This window comes from Streptomyces sp. HD (assembly GCF_028369295.1).
In the GTDB taxonomy this organism is placed as follows: domain Bacteria; phylum Actinomycetota; class Actinomycetes; order Streptomycetales; family Streptomycetaceae; genus Streptomyces.
The window spans coordinates 1-22,939 of the sequence record NZ_JAQMYP010000049.1; the positions used below are offsets into that span (position 1 = coordinate 1).

Sequence of the window (22,939 nt, forward strand, 5' to 3'; positions counted from 1 at the left end):
GGTGGCGGTGGCGGCGGCTTCGCCGGTCGCCCCGGTGGTCCCGGCGGTGGCGGCGGTGGCCGTCCCGGCTTCGGTGGCCGTCCCGGCGGTCCCGGTGGCCGTGGTGGCACGCAGGGTGCGTTCGGCCGTCCCGGCGGTCCCGCGCGTCGTGGCCGCAAGTCGAAGCGGCAGAGGCGCCAGGAGTACGAGGCCATGCAGGCCCCGTCGGTCGGCGGCGTGATGCTGCCTCGCGGCAACGGCGAGTCCATTCGCCTGTCGCGCGGTGCGTCGCTCACCGACTTCGCGGAGAAGATCAACGCCAACCCGGCGTCCCTCGTCGCGGTCATGATGAACCTCGGCGAGATGGTCACCGCGACGCAGTCCGTCTCCGACGAGACGCTGGAGCTCCTGGCCGGCGAGATGAACTACACGGTTCAGATCGTCAGCCCCGAGGAGGAGGACCGCGAGCTTCTCGAGTCCTTCGACATCGAGTTCGGCGAGGACGAGGGCGACGAGGAGGACCTGGTGGTCCGCCCGCCGGTCGTCACCGTCATGGGTCACGTCGACCACGGTAAGACCCGACTGCTCGACGCCATCCGCAAGACGAACGTCATCGCGGGCGAGGCCGGCGGCATCACCCAGCACATCGGTGCCTACCAGGTCTCGACCCAGGTCAACGACGAGGACCGCGCGATCACCTTCATCGACACCCCGGGTCACGAGGCGTTCACCGCCATGCGTGCCCGTGGTGCCCGGTCGACGGACATCGCGATCCTGGTCGTCGCGGCCAACGACGGCGTCATGCCGCAGACGGTCGAGGCGCTCAACCACGCCAAGGCGGCCGACGTCCCGATCGTCGTCGCGGTCAACAAGATCGACGTCGAGGGCGCCGACCCGACCAAGGTGCGCGGTCAGCTCACCGAGTACGGGCTGGTGGCCGAGGAGTACGGCGGCGACACCATGTTCGTCGACATCTCCGCCAAGCAGGGTCTGCACATCGACTCCCTGCTGGAGGCCGTGGTCCTCACCGCGGACGCCTCGCTCGACCTGCGGGCCAACCCGAACCAGGACGCGCAGGGCATCTCGATCGAGTCCCGTCTCGACCGCGGCCGCGGTGCCGTGGCGACGGTCCTCGTCCAGCGAGGCACGCTGCGGGTCGGCGACACGATGGTCGTGGGCGACGCCTACGGTCGCGTCCGCGCCATGCTCGACGACAACGGCAACAACGTCGCCGAGGCCGGCCCCTCCACGCCGGTGCAGGTCCTGGGTCTCACCAACGTCCCGGGTGCGGGCGACAACTTCCTCGTGGTCGAGGAGGACCGTACGGCCCGCCAGATCGCGGAGAAGCGTGCCGCTCGCGAGCGCAACGCGGCCTTCGCGAAGCGCACGCGCCGCGTGTCCCTGGAGGACCTGGACAAGGTGCTCAAGGCCGGCGAGATCCAGCAGCTGAACCTGATCATCAAGGGCGACGCGTCCGGATCGGTCGAGGCTCTGGAGTCCTCCCTCCTGCAGCTGGACGTCGGCGAAGAGGTCGACATCCGCGTCCTGCACCGCGGCGTCGGTGCGGTCACGGAGTCCGACATCGACCTGGCGATGGGCTCCGACGCCATCGTGATCGGCTTCAACGTGCGCGCCGCCGGGCGTGCGCAGCAGATGGCCGAGCGCGAAGGCGTGGACGTCCGGTACTACTCGGTCATCTACCAGGCGATCGAGGAGATCGAGGCGGCCCTCAAGGGCATGCTCAAGCCGGAGTACGAAGAGGTCGAGCTCGGCACGGCGGAGATCCGCGAGGTCTTCAAGTCGTCCAAGCTGGGCAACATCGCGGGTGTTCTCATCCGCTCCGGCGAGGTCAAGCGCAACACCAAGGCGCGCCTCATCCGCGACGGCAAGGTGGTCGCGGAGAACCTCAACATCGAGGGTCTGCGTCGCTTCAAGGACGACGTCACCGAGATCCGCGAAGGGTTCGAGGGCGGTATCAACCTCGGCAACTTCAACGACATCAAGGTCGACGACGTCATCGCGACGTACGAGATGCGCGAGAAGCCGCGGGCGTAACAGCCGACGGTCTGTGCCGGCCGGCGGGACTTCGGTCCCGTCGGCCGGTGCGCCGTTTGCCCACCGGCAGCCGAAGGCGGGCGCGAGGGTCTACGGAGCGTAATATCCGTCGATCGTCCAGCCCCCTTCGTTGTACGGTTCTGATGTCCCGCTCACGCAGACAGGCGGGGCCATCGATCCCGTACCGGCGGGTGAACCGGCTACACATGTATGTGGGGACTCTGTCCTTCGACCTGCTCCTCGGCGACGTACGGTCGCTGAAGGAGAAGCGCTCCGTCGTCCGCCCGATCGTCGCCGAGCTTCAGCGCAAGTACGCGGTGAGCGCGGCCGAGGTGGACCACATGGACCTCTACCGGCGGGCCGGGATCGGCATCGCCGTGGTGTCCGGCGACGCCGGTCACCTCACCGACGTACTGGACCGGTGCGAACGGCTGGTCGCCGGCCGTCCGGAAGTGGAACTGCTGTCGGTACGGCGGCGTCTCCACGGTGATCACGACGACTGACGACCAACAGCCAAGAACGAGAAGAAGAAAGAACGGGAGACGGACCAGTGGCCGACAACGCGCGGGCGAAAAGGCTGGCGGACCTCATCCGAGAGGTGGTGGCCCAGAAGCTGCAGCGCGGGATCAAGGACCCGCGGCTCGGCTCGCACGTCACCATCACGGACACCCGCGTCACGGGTGACCTGCGGGAGGCGACCGTCTTCTACACGGTGTACGGCGACGACGAGGAGCGGGCGGCCGCCGCGGCAGGGCTGGAGAGCGCCAAGGGTGTGCTCCGGTCGGCCGTCGGGGCGGCGGCCGGCGTGAAGTTCACGCCGACCCTCACCTTCGTCGCCGACGCCCTGCCGGACACGGCACGCACCATCGATGACCTCCTCGACAAGGCGCGCCAGTCCGACGAGAAGGTGCGCGAGGCGTCCGCGGGCGCGAAGTACGCCGGTGAGGCGGACCCGTACCGCAAGCCGGGCTCCGAGGACGAGACGGACGGCGACACCGCGGAATGACGCAGAAGCACACCACGCCCGACGGCCTTGTCATCGTCGACAAGCCGTCGGGCTTCACTTCGCACGACGTGGTCGCCAAGATGCGCGGCATCGCACGCACCCGCCGCGTCGGGCACGCCGGTACCCTCGACCCCATGGCGACCGGCGTCCTCGTCCTCGGCGTCGAGAAGGCGACCAAGCTCCTCGGTCATCTGGCCCTGACCGAGAAGGAGTACCTGGGCACCATCCGCCTGGGCCAGACCACCCTCACCGATGACGCCGAGGGCGAGATCACGGGGTCCACCGACGCCTCGAAGGTCACCCGCGACGCCATCGACGCCGGGATCGCCGAGCTGACCGGCAACATCATGCAGGTGCCGTCCAAGGTCAGCGCCATCAAGATCAACGGGGTGCGCTCCTACAAGCGGGCCAGGGACGGCGAGGAGTTCGAGATTCCGGCTCGGCCCGTCACCGTCTCCTCGTTCACCGTGTACGACATCCGGGACGCCGTCGCCGACGACGGCACCGCGGTCCTCGACCTGGTCGTGTCGGTGGTCTGCTCCTCCGGCACCTACATCCGTGCCCTGGCCCGTGACCTCGGGGCCGGCCTGGGCGTCGGCGGCCACCTCACGGCGCTGCGCCGCACCCGCGTCGGGCCGTACAAGCTGGACTCCGCCAAGACGCTGGACCAGCACCAGCAGGAGCTGACCGTCATGCCGATCGCCGAGGCCGCCACGGCCGCGTTCCCGCGCTGGAACGTGGACGCCAAGCGCGCCCGGCTGCTGACGAACGGCGTCCGCCTCGACATGCCCGACGAGTACGCGAGCTCCGGCCCCGTCGCCGTCTTCGACCCCGAGGGCAGCTTCCTCGCGCTCGTGGAGGAGCACAAGGGCAAGGCGAAGAGCCTGGCCGTCTTCGGCTGAGGCACTGGGCCATCCGGCATCCGGTCTCCTTCGGGTGCCGGGCCACTTTCGAGTGCCTGCCCGTGGAGCGGCGGTCACGGGGTAGTCCTCTGCCCGCCGCTCCACGGTCCCCCCTCGGTTCCCCCACCCCTAGGGTGTATCCAACGACCGCCCTCTGTTCACCCGTCCGTGCGGGCGCTCGGAGTGAACCGAGGGAGCGGAAGGGGGCGCGTTCGCCGAGCGATCTGCCCCGCTGATCACTTCGCACCTAACGTCGAAAAAACAGGGCGCGGGCGTATGGGCGTCTGGGTGCACGGCGGGGAGGTTCGACGATGGCGGGACGGGGCCCGCGGGGTGCGCAGGGTGCGCAGGGTGTGTGGGATACAGCGGATGACGCGGATGACGGTGGCCGGTCCGGTACGGATGCCTGTGCACGGGAGTCACGCCGTTCCCACTCCCACTCCCGCTCTCACTTCCACTCCCAGTCCCAGTCCCACGACGGGCCGGGCGCCCGCGTCCGTGACGATGCCCTGATCCGGATCCATGACCTGGCGGGCCGGCCCCGTGGTCTCGGTTTCGTGGCCGACCACCACGGCACCGTCGTCACCAGCCACGAGGTCGTCGACGGGCTGCCCCGGCTGGTCCTGTACGCCGCCGAGAGCGGCCGGAGCTGTGTGGTTCCGGCGAGTGCGGTGACTCCGCTGCCCACGCTGGACCTGGCCCTCGTACGCACCGAGGGCCTGGGCGTGGACCCGCTGCCGGTGACGGTGCGGGACCGGGTCGAGACCGGTGCCTATGTACGGATCGCGGCCGGTGGCTGGCGGGAGGCGCGGGTGCTGGGTGCGGCGTCCGTGACGTACGCGGCGACGGACCGTTTCCATCTCCTCGACGGTGCCCTGGAGTTGGCGATCGGCACGGCCGGCCGGGACGCACTGCGCCTCGGCGGAGGGGCGGCCGGGGGACCGGTGCTCGACGCCGGGTCCGGCGCGGTGCTGGGCGTCCTCGGCACGGCCCTGCAGTGCGGTGGCCGTGACGCCGGGTTCGCCGTGCCCCTGCGGCCGTCGGCCGACGGCCCGCTCGCCGAGCTGCTCGCCGAGAACGCGGCGACCGTGCCGGCGTACGGAGCCGACCTGAACCTGGCGGGCGTACTGGAACTCACGGCCACGTCGGTGGGGCAGGACGGTCCGCCGGGGACGCTGGCGGGCTGTGTGGGCCGGGCGGAGGCCGGGGGCGTGGGGGAGGTGACCCCGGTCGAACGGGCCTCGGCGGCAAGGGAGTTCAAGGCCTTCGCCGAGAGCGGTGCCGCGGTCCTGGCCCTGGTCGGGTCCCCGGGCAGCGGCCGTACGACGGAACTCGCGGCCCTCGCGGCACGCCGCCACCGCGGCCCGGCCCCGGCGCCCACGCTGTGGCTGCGCGGCGCCGACCTCAAGGACGACGACGACTCGGTGGCCGACGCCGCGCGCCGGGCACTGACCCGGGCGGCCCGCATCGTGGCGGCATCGGCCACGTCCGACCCCACCAACCTGGGCGACACCACCCCCGAACGCCTGGCCCACCTCTCCCGGACCACCGGCCGCCCCCTTCTGCTCCTCCTCGACGGCCCCGAGGAGATGCCCCCGCTGCTGGCCCACCGCCTCACGGACTGGACCAAGGGCACGGCAGGGTGGCTGCGGGAGACCGGGGCGCGGCTGGTGGTGGCGTGCAGGGCGGAGTACTGGGAGGGGGCGGGAGCGGAGTTTCCGGAGGAGCTGCTGTACGGGGGGAGCGAGGCCGACGGGGCTGCGCCCCTGGAGAAGGGGACGGGCAGGGGCGGCGGCGACAACTTCCGGCGCCTCCCGCCCTGCGTCCGACTCGGCGACCTCACCCCCGACGAGGCCCAGCACGCCCGCACCCGCTACGGCATCCCCGAAGCCGCCCTCGCCGCCCCGGACGCCCGCCACCCCCTCACCCTCCGCCTCCTCTCCGAGGTCCGCGCCGCCCTCCCCGACACCCCGCACTCCCGACTCGACCGCGACGACGTCCTCTCCGCCCACCTCGACCTCATGTGCCTGCGCATCGCCGTACGCCTCGCCGCCGAGAACGGCCTGCGCGGCACAGCCGTACGCCGCCTCGCCGCCAAGGTCTCCGGCCAGGTCCACGAGGCCGCGCGCCGCAGCCTCGGACCGGGCCAGGGAGAGCTGGACCGTGCGTCCTTCGAGGCCGTGTTCCCCTGGGGCCCGGCCCCGGCCAGGCTCGGCGGCGGCACCGGCTGGGCCTCCGCCGTCCTCACCGAGGGGCTCCTCGTCCCCGCTGGGCACGGCTACCGCTTCGCCCACGAGGAACTCGCCGACTGGATCCAGGGCATCCACCTCGATCTGGACGAGGCCCTCCAAGCCCTGGTCCACCGCCGCGCCGACCCCGACGCCGCGCACCCCTTCCCGGTGCCGCACCACCGCATCGGCCCCGTCGTGCAGGCCCTGCTCCTCCTCGCCCGCCAGCACGGCACCGCCCGACTCGCCTGCCGCCTGGAGGAGTTGACGCACGCCCTCGACGCCGACCAGCACTCCTGGTGGGCCGCCCGCCTCCTCGCCGAGACCCTGCTGAGCGTCCCGGACGCGACGCCTTACCTCGACGTACTGCGCCTGCTCGCCGACCGCATCGTGGCCTGGCGGCACCGGGAACGCCCCGCACCCCCGGACTTCCACCCCGACTTCTGGACCGGACTCCGCCTCCCGGACACCGACCGCTTCGACCTCCTGCGCGACCTGGTCCGCGCCGACGGCCCACCGCACGAGGCCGACGGCGTCCACGGCGACGCCTTCCCGAGCGACGCCTTCCGGCCCACGACCGGCGGTCGCGCGCAGGCCCCGCCGTACTGCGCCGCCCCTGACACCTCTTTCTCCGACGCCTCCTTCTCCTACGTGTCCCCCTCCGACGCCTCCTTTTCCCGCGACGACACCCCGCTGCCCCCGCCCTCCCACACCCCCCGCTACCTCGACGCCACCGCCCACCTCCTCGCCGCCGCCCCCACGGCCGTACAACGCCACCTCACCCGCTGGTTCGACGACGACCGCTCCCTGCCCGCCACCCCGCACGCGACCGTCGCCCGTGCGGCCCAGGCCCTGCTCTACGCCCACCGGAACGGCGCCCTCGACGACCTCACCGAGACGCTCGTCGACAGCGCGCATCGCAAGGCCGACGAGCTCCTCGCCGTGCTGGCCGAGGAGGAGACGTCCGCCGTCTGCCGGGCCATCGACCGCTGGGCGCACGACGAGCGGCCCGCGCGTCGGGTCGCGGCGGTGGCGTACGGACTGCGCGCCGCGCCCCACGTCCACACCGAGGCCGACCGCGAACTCCTGCGCTACGCCGCCCTCGCCCTGCTCGCCCGCCCCGACGACTGCACGCTGCACAGCGGCGCGGTCGCCCTCCTCGTCCGGGACCCGCGCACCCGCACCCGCCACCTCCCGCAGGCGCTGGCGCTCTTCGAGGCCGCCGACCCGCAGTTCCCGCCCAGCGCCCTGGTCGCCGCCCTGGCCACCCACCCCGAACCCGTCCTGGACGCCTTCCGGGCACGCCTGAACCGACCGGACGCCGGGCAGGCGCTGCACACCCTCGCCGACGTCACCACGCCCGGCCTCGCTCTCCGCGTCGGTGCCCTCGTACGCGAGGCGGTGGGGCGGCATCCCGGGATCGCTGCCGACGTGGCCACGTACGTCGACCGGCGTCTCGACCACGGAGTCACGGCGCGCACCGTGCTCTTCCCGCTGGTCACCGGCCTGCTCGACAGCGGCACGGAACAGGTGCGGGCCGCCCTCGCCGCCGTACTCGCCAAGCCCGGCACCCCCGAGTCCCGTCCGCTCCGCCGCGAACTGCGCGCATTCCTCCTCGCCCACGAACGCGCCCCGGCCGTCCTGGACGCCTTTCTGCAGGCCACCGTCCAGCGCGGCGGCGACCGGAGGGACGACCGGGGCGATGACCGAGGTGACGACCGGGGTGACGACGACCTCCGCGGCCTCGTCCATCACACCGGTCTGCTTCTGGTCCGCACCCCGGACGGCGCGGCCCGCTTCGACCGGGGCCTGGTCGACCTCGGCCGACGGGTCCCCGGCTTCGCCGCGCAGGTCGCCGGCTGGCTCACCGACGCCCCGCAGGAGTGGTCGGCGGTGGTCGGACCGAGCTCCCGAAGGATGATCGAGAACCTGGCCGGCGTACGAGTTCCCGCATGACCGGCGTGTCCGTACGTGCACCCGGTCACAGCCACCAGGCCGATGCGGGCCCGAGGCGTCCGGCATGGCACCCTTAGACCTGCGTAAGAGCGTGTGAGGCAAAGACGGACACGGGTTCGACGGGTTCGACGAATTTGCGACAAGGAGCAGGCACAGTGCAGCGCTGGCGTGGCTTGGAGGACATCCCCCAGGACTGGGGGCGCAGCGTCGTCACCATCGGCTCCTACGACGGAGTCCACCGCGGACACCAGCTGATCATCCGGCATGCCGTGGACCGAGCCCGTGAGCTGGGCGTTCCCGCCGTGGTCGTCACCTTCGACCCGCACCCCAGCGAGGTCGTCCGCCCCGGCAGCCACCCGCCCCTGCTCGCCCCGCACCATCGCCGCGCCGACCTCATGGCCGAGCTGGGCGTGGACGCGGTGCTGATCCTGCCCTTCACCACAGAGTTCTCGAAGCTGTCGCCGGCCGACTTCGTCGTCAAGGTCCTGGTGGACAAGCTGCACGCCAAGGCGGTTGTCGAGGGCCCGAACTTCCGCTTCGGACACCGGGCCGCGGGCAACGTCGAGTTCCTCGTCGAGCAGGGCAAGGTCTACGACTTCGAGGTCGAGGTCGTCGACCTCTACGTGACCGGTGACGCGGGCGGCGGTCAGCCCTTCTCCTCCACCCTGACCCGGCGCCTGGTCGGCGAGGGCGACGTCGAAGGCGCGGCCGAGATCCTGGGCCGCCCGCACCGCGTGGAGGGCGTCGTCGTACGCGGGGCTCAGCGCGGGCGGGAGCTCGGGTTCCCGACCGCCAACGTCGAGACTCTGCCGCACACCGCCATCCCCGCCGACGGCGTCTACGCCGGCTGGCTGCACGCCCAGGGCGAGGTGATGCCGGCCGCGATCTCCGTCGGCACGAACCCGCAGTTCGACGGCACGGAGCGCACGGTGGAGGCGTACGCGATCGACCGCGTGGGGCTGGACCTGTACGGCCTGCACGTCGCCGTCGACTTCCTGTCCTTCGTCCGTGGCCAGGCCAAGTTCGAGTCGCTGGAGGCCCTGCTGGAGCAGATGGCCGAGGACGTGAAGCGCTGCCGGGAGCTGATCGCGGCCGCGGAGTAGCGATTCCCGCGACGGGCCGTCGCCCGGCCATGAATCGGCCGACGACCGGCCGGTCCCACGACGCCGAAGGGCGGCCGGTGCTTTCAGGCACCGGCCGCCCTTCTTCGTTCCTCACGCGCTACTGCTGGGTCCAGCCCGGCGGTACGGCGCCCTGCTGAGGATGCTGCTGCTGTGCGTGCTGCTGCGGATCCTGCGGCGGCGCCTGCTGCTGCCAGCCCTGGCCCGGAGCGGGCTGCTGCGGCTGACCCCAGCCCTGACCCGGCTGCGGGGTGCCGCCGGGCTGGGCGTAGGGCTGCTGGGGCTGCTGCGGGTGCTGCTGCGGCGGGTACCCCTGCTGGGGCTGCTGCTGGTACTGCATGTTCGGGTTGCCGAAGCCCTGCTGGGTGCCGGCGATGTCCTCGGCGATGACGGACGCGAGGTCGAAGTAGGCCTCACGGGTCTTGGGACGCATCATTTCGAGGTCCACCTCGGCGCCCGCCGCGAGGTGCTCGTCGAAGGGGATCACGACGACACCGCGGCAGCGGGTCTCGAAGTGCGCGACGATGTCCTCGACCTTGATCATCTTGCCCGTCTCACGGACACCCGAGATCACGGTGATCGATCGCTGGACGAGGTCCGCGAACCCGTTCGCCGACAGCCAGTCGAGCGTCGTCGAGGCGCTGCTCGCACCGTCCACCGAGGGGGTCGAGATGATGATCAACTGGTGGGCGAGGTCCAGCACTCCGCGCATCGCGCTGTAGAGCAGACCGGTGCCCGAGTCCGTGAGGATGATCGGGTACTGGCGGCCCAGCACGTCGAGCGCGCTGCGATAGTCCTGGTCGTTGAAGGTGGTGGAGACCGCCGGGTCCACGTCGTTGGCGATGATCTCCAGGCCCGAGGGCGCCTGCGAGGTGAAGCGGCGGATGTCCATGTAGCTGTTGAGCTGCGGGATCGCCTGTACCAGGTCGCGGATGGTCGCGCCCGTCTCACGCCGCACGCGTCGGCCGAGGGTGCCGGCGTCCGGGTTGGCGTCGATCGCCAGGATCTTGTCCTGCCGCTCGCTGGCGAGCGTGGCGCCGAGCGCCATCGTCGTCGTGGTCTTGCCCACGCCGCCCTTGAGGCTGATCACCGCGATCCGGTAGCAGGACATCACCGGCGTCCGGATCAGACCCAGCTTCCGCTCCCGCTCCGCCAGCTCCTTCTTGGCACCGAGCTTGAAGCGCGACGGGCCCTGGTTGTTCTTGCGGGCCTTCGGCTGGTTGCGCAACAGCCGGTCCGAGGACAGCTCCACGGCGGCGTTGTAGCCGAGCGGCGTACCGGGCGCGGCTTGCTGCTGCTGGGGAGCGCCGGGGCCGGCCTGCGGACCGGGCGGGGCGCTCCAGCCCTGGTTGCCCTGATGGGCCTGGTTGCCGTAGGCGGCGGGGTTCTGCTGGGGCTGCTGCTGCGGTGCGGGCTGCTGAGGCGCCGGTTGCTGAGGCGCGTGCTGCTGCGGGGCCTGCTGCTCGGGCTGGGCCGGAGGCTGCTGCTGGGGCGCCGGCTGCTGGGGTGCGTGCTGCTGCGGGGCCTGTTGCGGTGCCTGCTGCGGGTAGCCGTAGCCGGCCTGTTGCGGCGCCTGCTGGGGCGGGTAGCCGTAACCGGGCTGCGGCTGGGCCGGTGCCTGCTGCGGATAGCCGTAACCGGCGGGCGGCTGGACACCCTGCGGCTGCGCGGGCTGAGGAGGCTGTTGCGGGTAGCCGTAACCGGTGGCATGCGGCTGCGCACCCTGCGGCGGTGCGGGCTGGCCCGCCTGCCGCGGATCGACCGGTTCGGGCTGTCCGCCCTGCGCCGCCGGGTGCTCGGGCTGCTGCTGCGCCGGGTAGCCGCCCTGGTGGGCCGGGCCGAACGCGCCCTGCTGCGGGGGCTGCTGCCCGGGGTGGACGGGCTGCTGGGCGGGCGGCTGCTGCGGGTAGCCGTATCCGCCGGCCTGTGCGGCGGCTGCCTGTGCGGCGGCTGCCTGTGCGGCGGCTGCCTGTGCGGCGGCCGCGGCCTGCGGGTCCGGCTGACCGCCCTGCTGCGGTACCCCCTGGGCGGGGTTCGCCGGGACGAAGCCCTGCGGCAGCGGGGGGAGGGCCTGGTTGGCCTGGGGCGGAGCGGGGTGCTGCGCCTGCGGCTGCTGAGGCGGCTGTGCCTGAGCGACCGGCGGCTGCGCGGGGGCGGCGGGGGCCGGCGTCGGCGGGGTCTGCGCCTCCGGCTCCGCCGGTGCCTCGGGCTCGGCTTCCGCCGTCGCCGGTGCGGCCGTCGGGGCGGCCTCGGGGTCGGGCTGCGCGGAGGAGTCCGCGTCGGACCGGTCCTGGGTCGGCTCGTCGCCGTCCGCGCCGGTCACGGACGCGGCGACGTCGGCGGACTCCGCCTCGTCGTCCTGCCGTGCCTCCGGCTCATCGTCGTCGCCACCGCCGAACAGCAGAGCCGCCTCGGCGTCGGCGGCCGCGTGGTTGAGCTCGATCTCCGGCTCCTCCGCCACGGGCTGCGCGGGGGCGGGCTGTTCGGGTGCGGCCGCCGCCGGGACACCGGCCGCCGGGGGCGCGGTCGGGGTCGGGGCCTGGCCCTCGTCGCCGACCGGGCGCAGTACGGGGAAGCCAGGCGCGGCGGGCGACTGAGCGGCAGGGGAGTGCTGCTGGGGCGCGGCCGGCGGCTGGGCGGGCGTGTGCTGCTGCGGAACGGCGGGCTGGACCGGAGCGGGCTGCTGAGGTGCGGCGGGCGGCTGGACCGGAGCGGGCGGCTGGGCGGGCTTGTGCTGCTGGGGCACGCCGAAACCGCCGGAGGTGTCCTGACCGGGCTGGGGCGCACCGAAGCCGCCCGAGGTGTCCTGACCGGGCTGAGGCACGCCGAAGCCACCCGACGTGTCCTGACCCGGCTGCGGCGCACCGGCGCCGGTCTGCTGGGGATAGCCGTATCCGCCGGGCACCGCGCCGCCGGCCGCGGGGGCACCCGGCGCGGACTGCTGCTGCGGGAAGCCGTAGCCACCCGTGCCGGGGCCCTGCTGGTCGGCGCCGGGCGTGCCCTGAGCCGGGGTGTGCTGCGCGGGCGGCTGCGGCACGCCCTGTGGGGGCGTCTGCGCCGGTGCGGGCGCGTACGGCGTGGACGGCCCCTGCTGTGCGGGACCACCTGGCGGACCGGTGGGCGACCCTAGGGGTGGACCGGTCGGCGGTGGTGGTGACGTCTGGGCGGAGTCGGGCTGTCCGCTTCCCGCGGGGCCGGACTGCGTGCCTTGGGCGTACCAGGCGGGAGGTGTGTAGACGATTTCGAACTCACCGGTGAGATCCACCTCGTGATCGTCCCCGTCCGAGGTAGGGCTCCCGCCGTTGTACTCGGACCGATCCCTGTTCACTGCTTGCCTCCTGGTCAGCCACTGCTGCTGAGCTGGTCGTCGTCGCGGTCGGGCGGACCGAGTGGCGAGTCCCACGCGACTGCGATCGTCACCGCACCACCAGAAGCCTAATCACTCGCATGGCGGGACGGAAAAGCCCCCATGGGCACGGACGGAAACGCCCGATGGGTGCGACTTGTCCGCTCCCGCCACGGGAGACGACGACGCGTCAGCCCGTACGGCGGGCCGAACTCGTCAGTCCATACGGCGGGCCACGCCGAGCAGACCCGTCTCCGCGTCCGTGGGTTCGGTCATGACGAACTTGTGGTGCTTGCGAGTGCACCACAGGGCGACGCCGTCGTGAAGGGTCGGAAGGTGCTGGAGATGCTCCTCGGGAACACCAAGCGTGTCCTTCACCACTTCGGTCTCGTACGGCGAGATGCGCTGGATCCCGACCAGATGGGCCTGGGCCAGCCAACGGGGGGCGTGCTCACTGACGAAGGGCAGCACCGTCACCACGGCCTGCCACGGCACGGACGTCACCCGTCCGCGTGGCGGGCGGATACCGCAGTCCCGGATCAGCACGACCGGACTCGACACGGACGGTCCCTGCGCGGGCACCCGGCCCACCGGGTAGACCGTCACACACTGCTGGCCGCCGCCGGCCGCCTGGGCCAACTGCTGCCAGGCCTGCGGACGGCCGGTCTCGACACCGACGCGCGCCCCGGTCGCGGCGGCCCGCAACGCCAGCATCTGGGCGAGCCACAGACCACCCACGAGGACGACGTCGAAAGCGGTCGGACGGGACAGACCGAGCACGGACGGCTGCGACTCCGGGTCGGTGCCGATGATCACGCCGTCGTCACCGATCGGCATGCTCATCGCCGCGAGTTCGTCGGCGGTGACCACATGCCGGTTACGGCGCGGCCCGCGCAACCCGAAGCCCGGGCTGAAGATACGGCGCTGCTGCTGCGGGGTCTCAGGCTGCCGGATGATCGGGATCATGCCGGTGTCGGTGGGCGAGGCCACGTGCGCGGGCGTGCGTCCGGGGGTCCGGCCCTGCTGTCCCGGGGGCATGGTCTGGGCGGGGAAGGACATCAGTACGTACCTCCGAGCGGCAGAGTGGCGAGAGCTCCGGGGATCTGCTCCCGGTCGAGACGGACGAGGCCGACCTTCGCGGCACTCGCGGCCCGCTCCAACTCGCGCCCCACCTGACCGAGTTCGCTGTCACCACGGGCGGTGACCCGGACGTGCCCGGTGAGCGAGACACCCCGGTTGCCGGCCTTGCTCAGGGTCATGCTGAACGTCGTGGCGAGCACCGGCAGCGAAGTGAACCTCGTCACCAGCTCGGGCAGCGCCACGCCGCCGGTGCCCAACTGCGGCCAGCGGGACACCCAGTACGTCGTGTGCCAGCGGTCGTCCACGCGCCAGGTCCGCACCGCCTCGACGGTACGACGCTGGGTCCTGCCGTCCTGGCCGTGCTGCGCGTTGGCGCGCGGGTTCAGACAGCTGGACGTCGCGAGGGCGTGCACCAGCTCGGTCTCGTCCAGGATCGTCGCCTTGAAGCCGGCCCCGGCCAGTCGGCTCGACAGCTGGTCGGCCACCCGCAGCAGGGCACGCTGCGCACCGGGCACGCCGTCACCGCGGGCCTGAACGGCCTCCGGGCACAGCTCCGGGTCGAGCTTGAGGGCGACCCAGGTGAGCCGCAGCGCGGGAGAACCGGCCTGCGCCTGCAGCGGGCCGTACGACCGCGCGGCCAGCGACTGCTGCGGCAGATGCGGCGCGGGCGCCGGCTGGGTGTGCTGCACGACCTGCACGGAGGCCAGCCGGATCCCGTCGACCTCCAGGGCGTCCTGGATCAGGCGCAGCGGCAGCTGCCGTCCGGCGGCCGCGGGGCGCAGCGGTTCGTCGCCCGGCTGCACGAAGAGCACGGCGGTCAGGAAGGTGCCGTCGCCGATCAGGCCGATCGAACGGTCGTCACGGGACACGAAGCTGTACGTCCGCAGGGCGGGGTCGCACTCCACGACCGGGGCCAGCATCGCGTCCGTCCCCGGCGGCACCGGCATCTTGGCGTCGCGTCGGCGCTGCCGCAGGGCGCGCGTCGTCTCGTACCACTCGGGCAGCGGGCGGCGCCCGCGGCGCAGCACCGCGAGGAGCAGCAGCAGTGCCGCCACGACAACGGCCGGGACCAGCAACCACGACTGGTCGGCGGCCCAGGCGGCCAGCATGACCGCCGCCGCGAGCTCCACCAGGATGAGTTGCTGCAGCCGCACCGGGCCCAGCCCACCGGGGCGGGGCAGCGTGCGCGGCGAAGCGGCGACCGGGGCGGCCTGCGGGGCCGACGTACGTCTGCCGTTCGGCCCTCCCTGTTGCTGCTGTGCGCGGCGTCCGCGCCGAGTGCTCGTAGCGCTGGTCATCCCCCGGGACATCCCTTTCGCGAAGTATTGGCCGTTCGTCGGGGCGGAATCCGTTGTCCGAGATCCCATCGACGGGCCAGGGGCACCGATGGCCCACAACATCCATGCGAGTGGCTCACGGTACCCGCTGCGGAACGCGAGGCGACACAGGGGACACCGAAACCCCAGGTGGCCAGACTGTCACGGACCGACCCCGCATGGTGGAGCGCTGTCGTGAAGCTCTGTGAAGATGCGGGGGCGGCCGCCCACCTGATGAATCGCCGTACGGCGACGCAGGGCATAGTAGGGGCCTGCGTGGCGCAGGTGGCCGCGCGGCCCGATCCCCCTTCGCAGCGCGGTCGGGCAATCGAGCATCAACAACGGGAGACACGGGGACCATGGCAAAGCGTCAGGACGAGCTCGCCGCCTACACGTTCGCTCGCAAGCGCACCGTCGCGGCGTTCCTGGCGCCGTCGCCGGGAGGCTCCGAAGAAGGCTCGCCGCGTCCCATTCGTACGGTGATGCCCAGCCTCGGTGTCGGCCTGGTACTGGTGCTCGGCTTCCTGGCCTGGGGCGTCATCAAGCCCACGGCACCCAAGGGCTGGGACACCCCGGGCGAGTACATCATCGTCGACAGCGACTCCACGACGCGGTACGTGGTCCTCGACCCGAACCCGAAGGACAGCAAGGTGGAGAAGGTCCTCCACCCCGTCCTCAACTACGCCTCCGCCAAGCTCCTCCTCGACAAGGGCAAGGGCACCGTCCTTGAGGTCCCCGGCAAGGAGATCGACAAGAGCGGCATCCGGCACGGCGCGACGATCGGCATCCCGTACGCCCCGGACCGGCTGCCGTCCAAGGAGGACGCGCAGGAGACGAAGACCTGGGCGGTGTGCGAGCGGCCGGCGACCGGATCGGCCGGCGCCATCGACCGTGCCGTCTTCGTCTTCGACGCCGAGGACGCCAAGTCGCTCCAGAACGCGGGGAAGGTCGACGCCGGCAAGGTCCTGTACGTCACCGACCGCCAGACCGGACGGGAATTCCTGGTCGACGGCAAGGGCAACCTCTTCCTGCTGGGCGACAAGGCGGGCCTCGACAAGCCCACCATGGCGCAGTTGCGCGCCGCGGTCGTCGGCCGGGACGCCCAGGCGCAACCCGTGAGCCGTGAGTGGCTGCGCACTCTCAACGAAGGCGGGGTCATCACCTTCCCGACGATCCCGTCCGTCGGCGCTGCGACCTCGGTCCAGGGCCTGCCCGACGAGGCGAACAAGGTGGGCCGGGTGCTCAAGGCGCAGGACGCCCAGGGCGACCAGTACTACGTCGTCCTCAAGGACCAGATCGCCGCCATCACGCCCTTCGTCGCCGCCCTGCTCAAGGCGTCGCCCTCCGCCCAGACGGCGTACGGGACGGACCCGATCCAAGACATCCAGGTCGACACCCAGACCATCGCCCAGGCCAACGACGGCGAGGCGAACCGCTTCTACGCGGACCAGGGCTGGCCCGTGACCGTTCCGCAGCAGGCCAACCCCGCGGCCTCGGCGAACGGCGAGGCGCGTACCACCTCGTGCAGCGTCTACGACGGCACCATCGGCGCGGGCAACAAGCCGCAGCTCGCCGCCTGGGCCGGGACGACGTACCCGAAGCGGATCGTCGCCGACTCGCTGAGCGCCTATGTCTCGTCCGGGTCGGGCCTCCTGTTCAAGGAGATCGCCGGTACGGCGGAGGGCGGCGGTGCGCAGTACCTGCTGACGGACACGGGCCTGCGGTACGCGCTGCCGACGACCAACGACAGTGAGGCGGCGAAGGGCGGCGGCTCGACGTCGGGCTCGTCGGGCGGTGACGCGAGCGAGACGGACAAGGCACGTACGCGACTGGGCTATGAGGACGTCTCCAAGCCCGCGATCGTGCCCAAGCCGTGGGCCGTATTCATCCCGAAGGGGCCCACTCTGGACACCGGCAGTGCGTCACAGGAACAGAGCCAGTGACCCCGTCAACGGGGTTGTGGCCAGGCGCACTTGACAGTACGACGGCGCGAGCGTCACAAGATGATCGCTCAAGTGTGTGAGCCGTGTAACTGATTGGCCGTGCCTGTGATCCAGTGGCAGGCTGACGATAGAGTGTTTGCAGCGCTCAACGGTGCGAAGCTTCTCCGGGCACCAGTGCAGGTTTCCCGGATCAACGACGACATGGGGGAAGGTTCAACATGGCCGGCCAATTCCGGGTAACAGAGGACGAACTCACCAAGCTCTCCGGTGACATCAACACCGCCAACGGTCAGCTGCAGGGCGAGATCCGCCGACTCAACGGAGTGATCGACCAGATCGCCGGCGGCTGGAAGGGCCAGGCGGCCCAGTCGTACCGCCAGCTGCAGGACCGCTGGAACGCGGACGCGAAGAAGATGAGCGACATCCTCAACGACATCAAGGAAGCCGTGGACTCCACGCGGAGCAACTACTCCGCGTCGGAAGAGCAGCAGAACTCCGAGATCAGCAAGATCATGTCGGACTTCGGCTGATCGAGCCGGTCCGGTCTGGAGTTCTCCGGATCTGTCCGAAGTGCTTCAGTCCTCAGCTCTCTCCGAGCTCTTCCCGAGTTCTCTGACCTCCACAGACTTCCTTCGATTTCCTCCTGAAAGGGAATGACGATGTCGATCCTCGTCAATTACGCAACGATCACCAACGCGTCCACGGACGTGAAGTCGACCGCCGGCCGCATCAAGCAGCAGCTGGACGACCTTGAGGCCGCCGTCAAGCGCGTCGCCAACACCTGGGAAGGTGAGGCGCAGGAGGGTTACCAGCGCAAGCAGCGCGAGTGGGACCAGACCGCCGCCGACCTGCACGCGACCCTGCTGAAGATCTCCACCGCGCTGCAGAGCGCGGCCGAGAACTACCAGGCCACTGAGAAGAGCAACGCCAACACCTGGGCCTGAGCCCGGCGGCGGCCCGAGAGGCATGAGATGAGCAGGATCGGCCCAGCCGACGCCAACGCGTCCGCTGGGCCGACCTCTGCTTCGGGGCCGTACGCAACTTCTGCGGGATCGCGAACAGCCTCTGTGAAGCTGTTCGCAGCAAATCCTGCAAATCTTCACACCTATCGCTACATCCGTCACACACACTTGACCCAGCTTCGAGAGAAGCAAGGAAGCCCTGGGGGCCTGAACATGGGGGGCCTGAACGTGAAGGGCCGGACAGCCCGCTCGCGCAGCCGTAACAGCAGCCGTAACAGTGGAACCCGCGCACTGCAGCGGGTTTTTGGCGTGCTTGCGGTGACCGGGATCTTCTGTGCGTCGACGCCGCCGGCATTCGCCGACCCGTCGGCGTCCGCGCGCCTCACGGAGGCAGGCGCCTCTGGTTCGAGCGGCACCGTCTCGACCGACACGGGAATCGGCCTGGCGGACAGCACGGAATGCGTCTTCGGCGGCAAGGTCATCAAGTCCACGCCGTGGTCGCTCCAGCGGATCCTGCTGGACCAGCTGTGGGGACAGGCGACGGGGAAGGGCGTCAAGGTCGCGGTGATCGACACCGGGGTCGACAAGAACAACAAGCAGTTGACCAGCGCAGTGTCAGGCGGAAGGTCCTATGTCGGTGGCTCCGGCACCCAGGACCTCGAAGGGCACGGCACCCGGGTGGCGGGCATCATCGCCGCCCGCCCCCTCAAGGGCACGGGCTTCGTCGGCATTGCCAAGGACGCGAAGATCCTTTCCTACCGCTACGCAGGTGGGGAGGGGGAGAAGGGCCAGGGCAACGCCGGCACCATGGCCGACGCGATCGGGGACGCGGTCGCCGATGGCGCGAAGATCATCAACATCTCGTCGGACACCCAGAACAAGCAGGACGACGACACGTTGCGGGGTGCCGTGGAGAGCGCCGTGCGTAAGGGTGCCCTCATCATCGCCGCCGCCGGTAACGACGGAGCCGACGGCAAGTTGGCGAGGACGTACCCCGCCGCCTACGACGGCGTCCTGGCGGTGGCGGCCTCGGACCGCAACGACGAACGCGCCGTCTTCTCACAGTCGGGCGACTTCGTGGACGTCGCGGCACCGGGCGTCAGCATGGTCTCCACGGTCCCCATCGACGGCCAGTGCAGCGCGGACGGCACGAGCTTCGCGGCGCCGTACGTCGCGGGGGTCGCGGCTCTGCTGAAGCAGAAGTACCCGGACTGGGACGCGGCCCAGATCGCCACCCGAATCGAGGAAACCGCCCAACGCCCGGGCCGCAAGGCCAACCCCTTCATCGGATGGGGCGTCGTCGACCCGGTCGCCGCGCTGTCGGAGGAGTCGACGCCGGGTGAGACTCCGCAGCCGGATCCTCCGGTCGAGGCCGGCACGGGCAAGGTCGTCCCGATGGCTGTGACCATGGGGGAGAGCGAGGCGGAGCGGGAGCGCCGGGTCGCTATCTATGTTCTGGGTACGGGGCTTGCGCTTGCGCTTGTTGTTGCGGGGAGTGGGGTGGCTGTGCGGGATTGGCGTAGTAAGCGGGTCGGCCGTGCCCGCCGGACCGTCTAGCAGGCCTGGGCGATGACGGTGGGGGCACCGAGTGGGTGCTGACAACTTGAGAAACAGGGGAGAGGACAACGGGGTATGAGTAACGGTATGCGGGTTGATCTGAGCGAGCTGGATGAGGTCATCCGGAAGCTCTGGCGGTTGCTGGACGACATGGACAAGGCCGGCAACACGTCGAAGTACGACACGGCAATTCCGGAACACGCCTTCGGTCAGACTGGTGGAGAAGTTGTGTTCCAGGAGGCCAAGAACCTCCACGCGGCTTCGAGTGAAATGAAGACCAAGATCGAGGGCATCATCAAGAAGCTCCACGAGTTGATCGACGACTTCAGCACGAAAACCTCGAAGGTCCGGGACAGGTACAACGACGAGGAGCACGAGATCAAGAAGGGCGTGGGGGGCGACTCGGGTGGCTCGCCCAAGGGCCGGCTGGCGCAGACTAACTAGTTCCGGAAAGCACTGACGAGGGGAGTGGACCATGGCCGGCGCTAGCGAGGAAATGGCGTCCAGCAAGATCCAGGAGGAGAACAACAACAAGGCTAGGGCGCAAGAGCAGAAAAGCAATCATGAACGACTCGTTGAGTCCGACAAGGTTGCGCGTAAAAACGTGCCCTTCAATCGTGCGACTGAGAACGGGAAGACGCCGTTCGTTGAGTACTCGGTCAACGGTCTGCGCAAGATGATCATGGATTCCCAGCCCGGAAAGATTTCGGAGGTTGGAACCCACTGGAAAATGGTCCACAACATCCTGTCCGGTGGTGACGGGGACGGCGCGACTGGCGGTGTGGACCAGGTTTCCGCCAATGACAGCGTCGCCGGGATGCTCAAGAAAGCTGTCGAAACCGTCCGCGAGCACTGGGATGGCGCAGCAGCCGAAGCATTTCAGCGTCGGGCGGACGAAATCGGCGTCCAGATTCGGAACGGGGCTGCACACGCCAACTTCACGGCGGAGCAACTCTTTGCGATCAGCAAGGACCTCGACGCTGCCAAGAGCAAGATGGCTGACATTCACGAACCGTCCAAGCTGGAGAGCGCGGGCGACAAAATGAATGACAACGACAACCGCGATGACAGCCAGGCGCACAAGGACCTGGCTGCGGGCGTCAGCGCTGGCACCGTCGCCGAGGCGAACGAGAAGAACTTGTCGCTGGGGATGGAGCGCCGCCTTCAGGCCATGGCGGTGATGGAGGAACTGGCGGCCAACTACAAGGTCTATGGGCAGAACCTCAAGAGTGGCGGATCCTTTAACGAGAAGGAGGGCGTCACTCCTCCGAGTAATAACGTGACAATGCCTCCTCCGATCACAATGCCGAGTCCTACGGGGGGAGGGCCTGGTACAGCTCGTTCGGGTAACAAGCCGTGGAGCGCAGGTTCCACCGCCAGCATCAAGCCGGCTCCTGGGGTGCCCCGAGATGCAGGTATCACGGGAGGCTCTCAGCTCCCGGCAGCCCGCACGAAGGTGGACAGCATCTCTCCAGGCCTGACGGGGACGGGCCCGAGCACGGGCCCTGCTGGTGTCAGCGGCGGTAGCGGTGGCCTCGGTACTGGAGGAACTCAGGGCCCAGGTGCCGTCGCTCCTGGCGGAGTGTCCGGTCTTGGACGAGGTGCTGCCGCGCGGGGCGGTATCGGAGCCGCGGGCGGTCGCGGTGGTCTGACTGGCGGTGGCGCGGCAGCAGGCCGCGGCGCCGGAGGCCGAGCCGGTATGGGCGGCATGGGTGGCGGCGGAGCTGGCGCGGCGGGACGGGGCGGTGCCGGCGCAGGCGGCCGCGGCGCCCTCGCGAAGTCTCGTGGCGGCGTGGTCGGCGCAGCCAAGGGCGTCACGGGCAAGGGCACCGGCGGCGGCGCGGGCCTGCACGGCAGCCGGGGCGGAACTCAGCGCGGCGCCGGAGGTGGAATGGCCGGTGGCATGGGCGGTCGCAACGGTCGACGGTCTGAGGAGAACAGCCAGGGCGACCGTCCGGACTACCTGGTCGAGGACGAAGAGACCTGGATTTCGGAAGAGGACCGCAACCGGAACGTGCCGCGGACCATCGAGTAGGCATACTAGCGAGCCGCACGGAGGATACGTGCGGCTCGCTGCATGAAGACTGGCGGAACCAGTCATAGTTGAGTGAGGAGCAAGGAATTGGGTGTCAAGCGATTCTGGTCCACGACAGGAGTCGTGACGTTGACAGGAGCCTTGCTCCTCACTTCGGCCCCTACTGCCTCAGCGGATTACATCCGCGACAAGCAGTGGGTCATTGATGTCATTGACTTTAAGAAAGTCTGGTCAGAGTCACAGGGGCAGGGCGTGACAGTTGCCGTCGTTGACACCGGAGTGGACGGTAGGCATCCCGATCTGACGGGACAGGTATTGAAGGGCAAAGATGTCACCGGAGGCGGTGATGCCCAGAATGACACCGACGGGCATGGCACCGGTATGGCAAGTCTCATCGCTGGTCACGGACATGGGACGAGCAATGCTTCAGGCGTGATCGGCCTGGCGCCGAAGGCCAAGATCCTCCCCATCAAGGCGGCCGAGAGTGACGACTTCAATGACGATCAGTGGGCAGAAGGAGTGCGATACGCAGTTGATCAGGGTGCAGACGTCATCAATTTGTCATTTGGTGATTCGCTGGCTGCTCCTGGTTCTGAGGGCGCCGAAGCAATCAATTATGCACAGCAGCACAATGTTGTTGTTGTCGCCGCGACAGGCAATGATGGAGACGCAGGTCTGGCGTATCCAGCGAAGCTTCCAGGAGTGGTAGCGGTCGGAGCTGTTGATGAGTCACTGAAAATTTGGTCCAACACCAATTTCGGTGAAGGCATGACACTAACTGCTCCCGGCGTCAGTATCGTGGAAGCAGACCCTACCCAGTCCAGCGGCTACGCAGAGGGAACGGGTACATCGGATGCCGCTGCCTACGTCTCCGCCACCGCAGCCCTCGTCCGCGCCAAGTACCCCGACCTCACCGCAGGCCAGGTAATCAACCGCCTGATCAAATCTGCCACGCTGCTCGACCACGACGTCAAGAAGACGCCTGACGACGAGTACGGCTACGGCATCATCCGTCCGTACGCGGCATTGACGAAGGACATCCCCAAGGGCCCCAAGCAGGGCCCTCTCGCCCAGTCCTCGCCGTCCACGTCCACGAATTCCGGTGCCGCATCCGACGACAACGACAGCACGAGCCTGGCCAAGAAAAAGAAGAAGAAGTCCTCCTCGGGCAGCATCCTTCTCATCGCCGGCATCGCAGCCGCCGTGGTCGTCATCGGCATCGCCATCGCCGTAATCCGCAGCCGCCGCAATGGCGGTAACGGCGGCCCCGGCTCCGGCGGCGGAACCCCTCCTCACGGCACGGGTTACCCGCCCCAGCCCCCGACGGGCTACCAGCAGTACCCCAACACGCCTCCCAACCAGGGCTACCCCACCCCTCCGGGACAGTCCCCGCAGCACCCCAACCCCTACGCTCAACAGCCCCCGCACCAGGGTCAGTAGGGGTGGCACCCCC

The 22,939-nt window shown here is 70.1% G+C and carries 16 protein-coding genes; 13 read left to right on the plus strand and 3 right to left on the minus strand.

Annotated features, from left to right (window positions below; genetic code table 11):
* The 6 genes from infB to POF73_RS35510 all read left to right on the plus strand — a co-directional run.
* Window positions 1-2,034: translation initiation factor IF-2 (infB, locus tag POF73_RS35485; protein WP_272123239.1), on the plus strand; the 2,034-nt coding region annotated here is incomplete at its 5' end.
* A 206-nt stretch (window positions 2,035-2,240) separates the two neighbouring features.
* Window positions 2,241-2,537 carry a DUF503 domain-containing protein gene (locus POF73_RS35490; RefSeq protein ID WP_272123240.1) on the plus strand — a complete coding sequence of 99 codons (297 nt, stop codon included), beginning with the start codon at window positions 2,241-2,243 and terminating at the stop codon, window positions 2,535-2,537.
* A gap of 47 nt (window positions 2,538-2,584) precedes the next feature.
* Complete coding sequence (gene rbfA, locus POF73_RS35495; RefSeq protein ID WP_128435254.1) at window positions 2,585-3,040, plus strand: 30S ribosome-binding factor RbfA; 456 nt, start codon at window positions 2,585-2,587, stop codon at window positions 3,038-3,040.
* Entirely contained in the window at window positions 3,037-3,942 is a 906-nt protein-coding gene (truB, locus tag POF73_RS35500; protein ID WP_272123241.1) for a tRNA pseudouridine(55) synthase TruB, read from the plus strand. Before rbfA ends, truB begins: the two co-directional genes overlap by 4 nt.
* Window positions 3,943-4,454: 512 nt before the next feature.
* A complete protein-coding gene (locus POF73_RS35505) occupies window positions 4,455-8,126 on the plus strand; it encodes a trypsin-like peptidase domain-containing protein (protein ID WP_272123307.1) in 3,672 nt (1,223 codons plus the stop codon).
* Window positions 8,127-8,281: 155 nt separating this feature from the next.
* Window positions 8,282-9,229, plus strand: coding sequence for a bifunctional riboflavin kinase/FAD synthetase (locus POF73_RS35510; RefSeq protein ID WP_272123242.1), 948 nt, complete (start codon window positions 8,282-8,284; stop codon window positions 9,227-9,229).
* A 118-nt stretch (window positions 9,230-9,347) separates the two neighbouring features.
* Here POF73_RS35510 and POF73_RS35515 read toward each other — a convergent pair whose 3' ends face one another.
* The 3 genes from POF73_RS35515 to eccE form a co-directional block, all read right to left on the minus strand.
* On the minus strand, window positions 9,348-12,650 hold the full coding sequence (locus POF73_RS35515) for an SCO5717 family growth-regulating ATPase (RefSeq protein WP_443049686.1): 3,303 nt from the start codon (window positions 12,648-12,650) through the stop codon (window positions 9,348-9,350).
* Window positions 12,651-12,809: 159 nt separating this feature from the next.
* A complete protein-coding gene (locus POF73_RS35520) occupies window positions 12,810-13,652 on the minus strand; it encodes a hypothetical protein (protein ID WP_272123244.1) in 843 nt (280 codons plus the stop codon).
* Window positions 13,652-14,971, minus strand: a complete 1,320-nt coding sequence (eccE, locus tag POF73_RS35525; protein ID WP_272123245.1) for a type VII secretion protein EccE — start codon at window positions 14,969-14,971, stop codon at window positions 13,652-13,654. The genes POF73_RS35520 and eccE overlap by 1 nt, the downstream gene beginning before the upstream one ends.
* A gap of 377 nt (window positions 14,972-15,348) precedes the next feature.
* Here eccE and eccB point away from each other — a divergent pair, with 377 nt between their 5' ends.
* The 7 genes from eccB to mycP (POF73_RS35560) all read left to right on the plus strand — a co-directional run bounded on the left by eccB (window position 15,349) and on the right by mycP (POF73_RS35560) (window position 22,926).
* Window positions 15,349-16,932 (plus strand): type VII secretion protein EccB, encoded by a 1,584-nt coding sequence (gene eccB / locus POF73_RS35530; protein WP_272123246.1) that lies wholly within the window; start codon window positions 15,349-15,351, stop codon window positions 16,930-16,932.
* 218 nt (window positions 16,933-17,150) lie between these two features.
* Entirely contained in the window at window positions 17,151-17,462 is a 312-nt protein-coding gene (locus tag POF73_RS35535; RefSeq protein ID WP_272123247.1) for a WXG100 family type VII secretion target, read from the plus strand.
* Between the two features lie 123 nt (window positions 17,463-17,585).
* Entirely contained in the window at window positions 17,586-17,876 is a 291-nt protein-coding gene (locus tag POF73_RS35540) for a WXG100 family type VII secretion target (RefSeq protein WP_272123248.1), read from the plus strand.
* 327 nt (window positions 17,877-18,203) lie between these two features.
* A complete protein-coding gene (mycP, locus tag POF73_RS35545) occupies window positions 18,204-19,451 on the plus strand; it encodes a type VII secretion-associated serine protease mycosin (RefSeq protein ID WP_443049687.1) in 1,248 nt (415 codons plus the stop codon).
* 75 nt (window positions 19,452-19,526) lie between these two features.
* Entirely contained in the window at window positions 19,527-19,895 is a 369-nt protein-coding gene (locus tag POF73_RS35550) for a hypothetical protein (RefSeq protein ID WP_272123250.1), read from the plus strand.
* Between the two features lie 31 nt (window positions 19,896-19,926).
* A complete protein-coding gene (locus tag POF73_RS35555) occupies window positions 19,927-21,486 on the plus strand; it encodes a hypothetical protein (protein ID WP_272123251.1) in 1,560 nt (519 codons plus the stop codon).
* A 123-nt stretch (window positions 21,487-21,609) separates the two neighbouring features.
* Window positions 21,610-22,926 (plus strand): type VII secretion-associated serine protease mycosin, encoded by a 1,317-nt coding sequence (gene mycP, locus POF73_RS35560; protein WP_272123252.1) that lies wholly within the window; start codon window positions 21,610-21,612, stop codon window positions 22,924-22,926.
* Window positions 22,927-22,939 lie beyond the last annotated feature (13 nt).

Bases quoted from the DNA above. Each gene is read 5' to 3' on its own strand.
- POF73_RS35490 (WP_272123240.1), top strand. From the start codon at position 2,241: ATGTATGTGGGGACTCTGTCCTTCGACCTGCTCCTCGGCGACGTACGG.
- eccB (WP_272123246.1), top strand. From the start codon at position 15,349: ATGGCAAAGCGTCAGGACGAGCTCGCCGCCTACACGTTCGCTCGCAAG.
- POF73_RS35550 (WP_272123250.1), top strand. From the start codon at position 19,527: ATGAGTAACGGTATGCGGGTTGATCTGAGCGAGCTGGATGAGGTCATC.
- POF73_RS35520 (WP_272123244.1), bottom strand. From the start codon at position 13,652: ATGTCCTTCCCCGCCCAGACCATGCCCCCGGGACAGCAGGGCCGGACC.
- POF73_RS35535 (WP_272123247.1), top strand. From the start codon at position 17,151: ATGGCCGGCCAATTCCGGGTAACAGAGGACGAACTCACCAAGCTCTCC.
- POF73_RS35555 (WP_272123251.1), top strand. From the start codon at position 19,927: ATGGCCGGCGCTAGCGAGGAAATGGCGTCCAGCAAGATCCAGGAGGAG.
- POF73_RS35540 (WP_272123248.1), top strand. From the start codon at position 17,586: ATGACGATGTCGATCCTCGTCAATTACGCAACGATCACCAACGCGTCC.
- truB (WP_272123241.1), top strand. From the start codon at position 3,037: ATGACGCAGAAGCACACCACGCCCGACGGCCTTGTCATCGTCGACAAG.
- eccE (WP_272123245.1), bottom strand. From the start codon at position 14,971: ATGACCAGCGCTACGAGCACTCGGCGCGGACGCCGCGCACAGCAGCAA.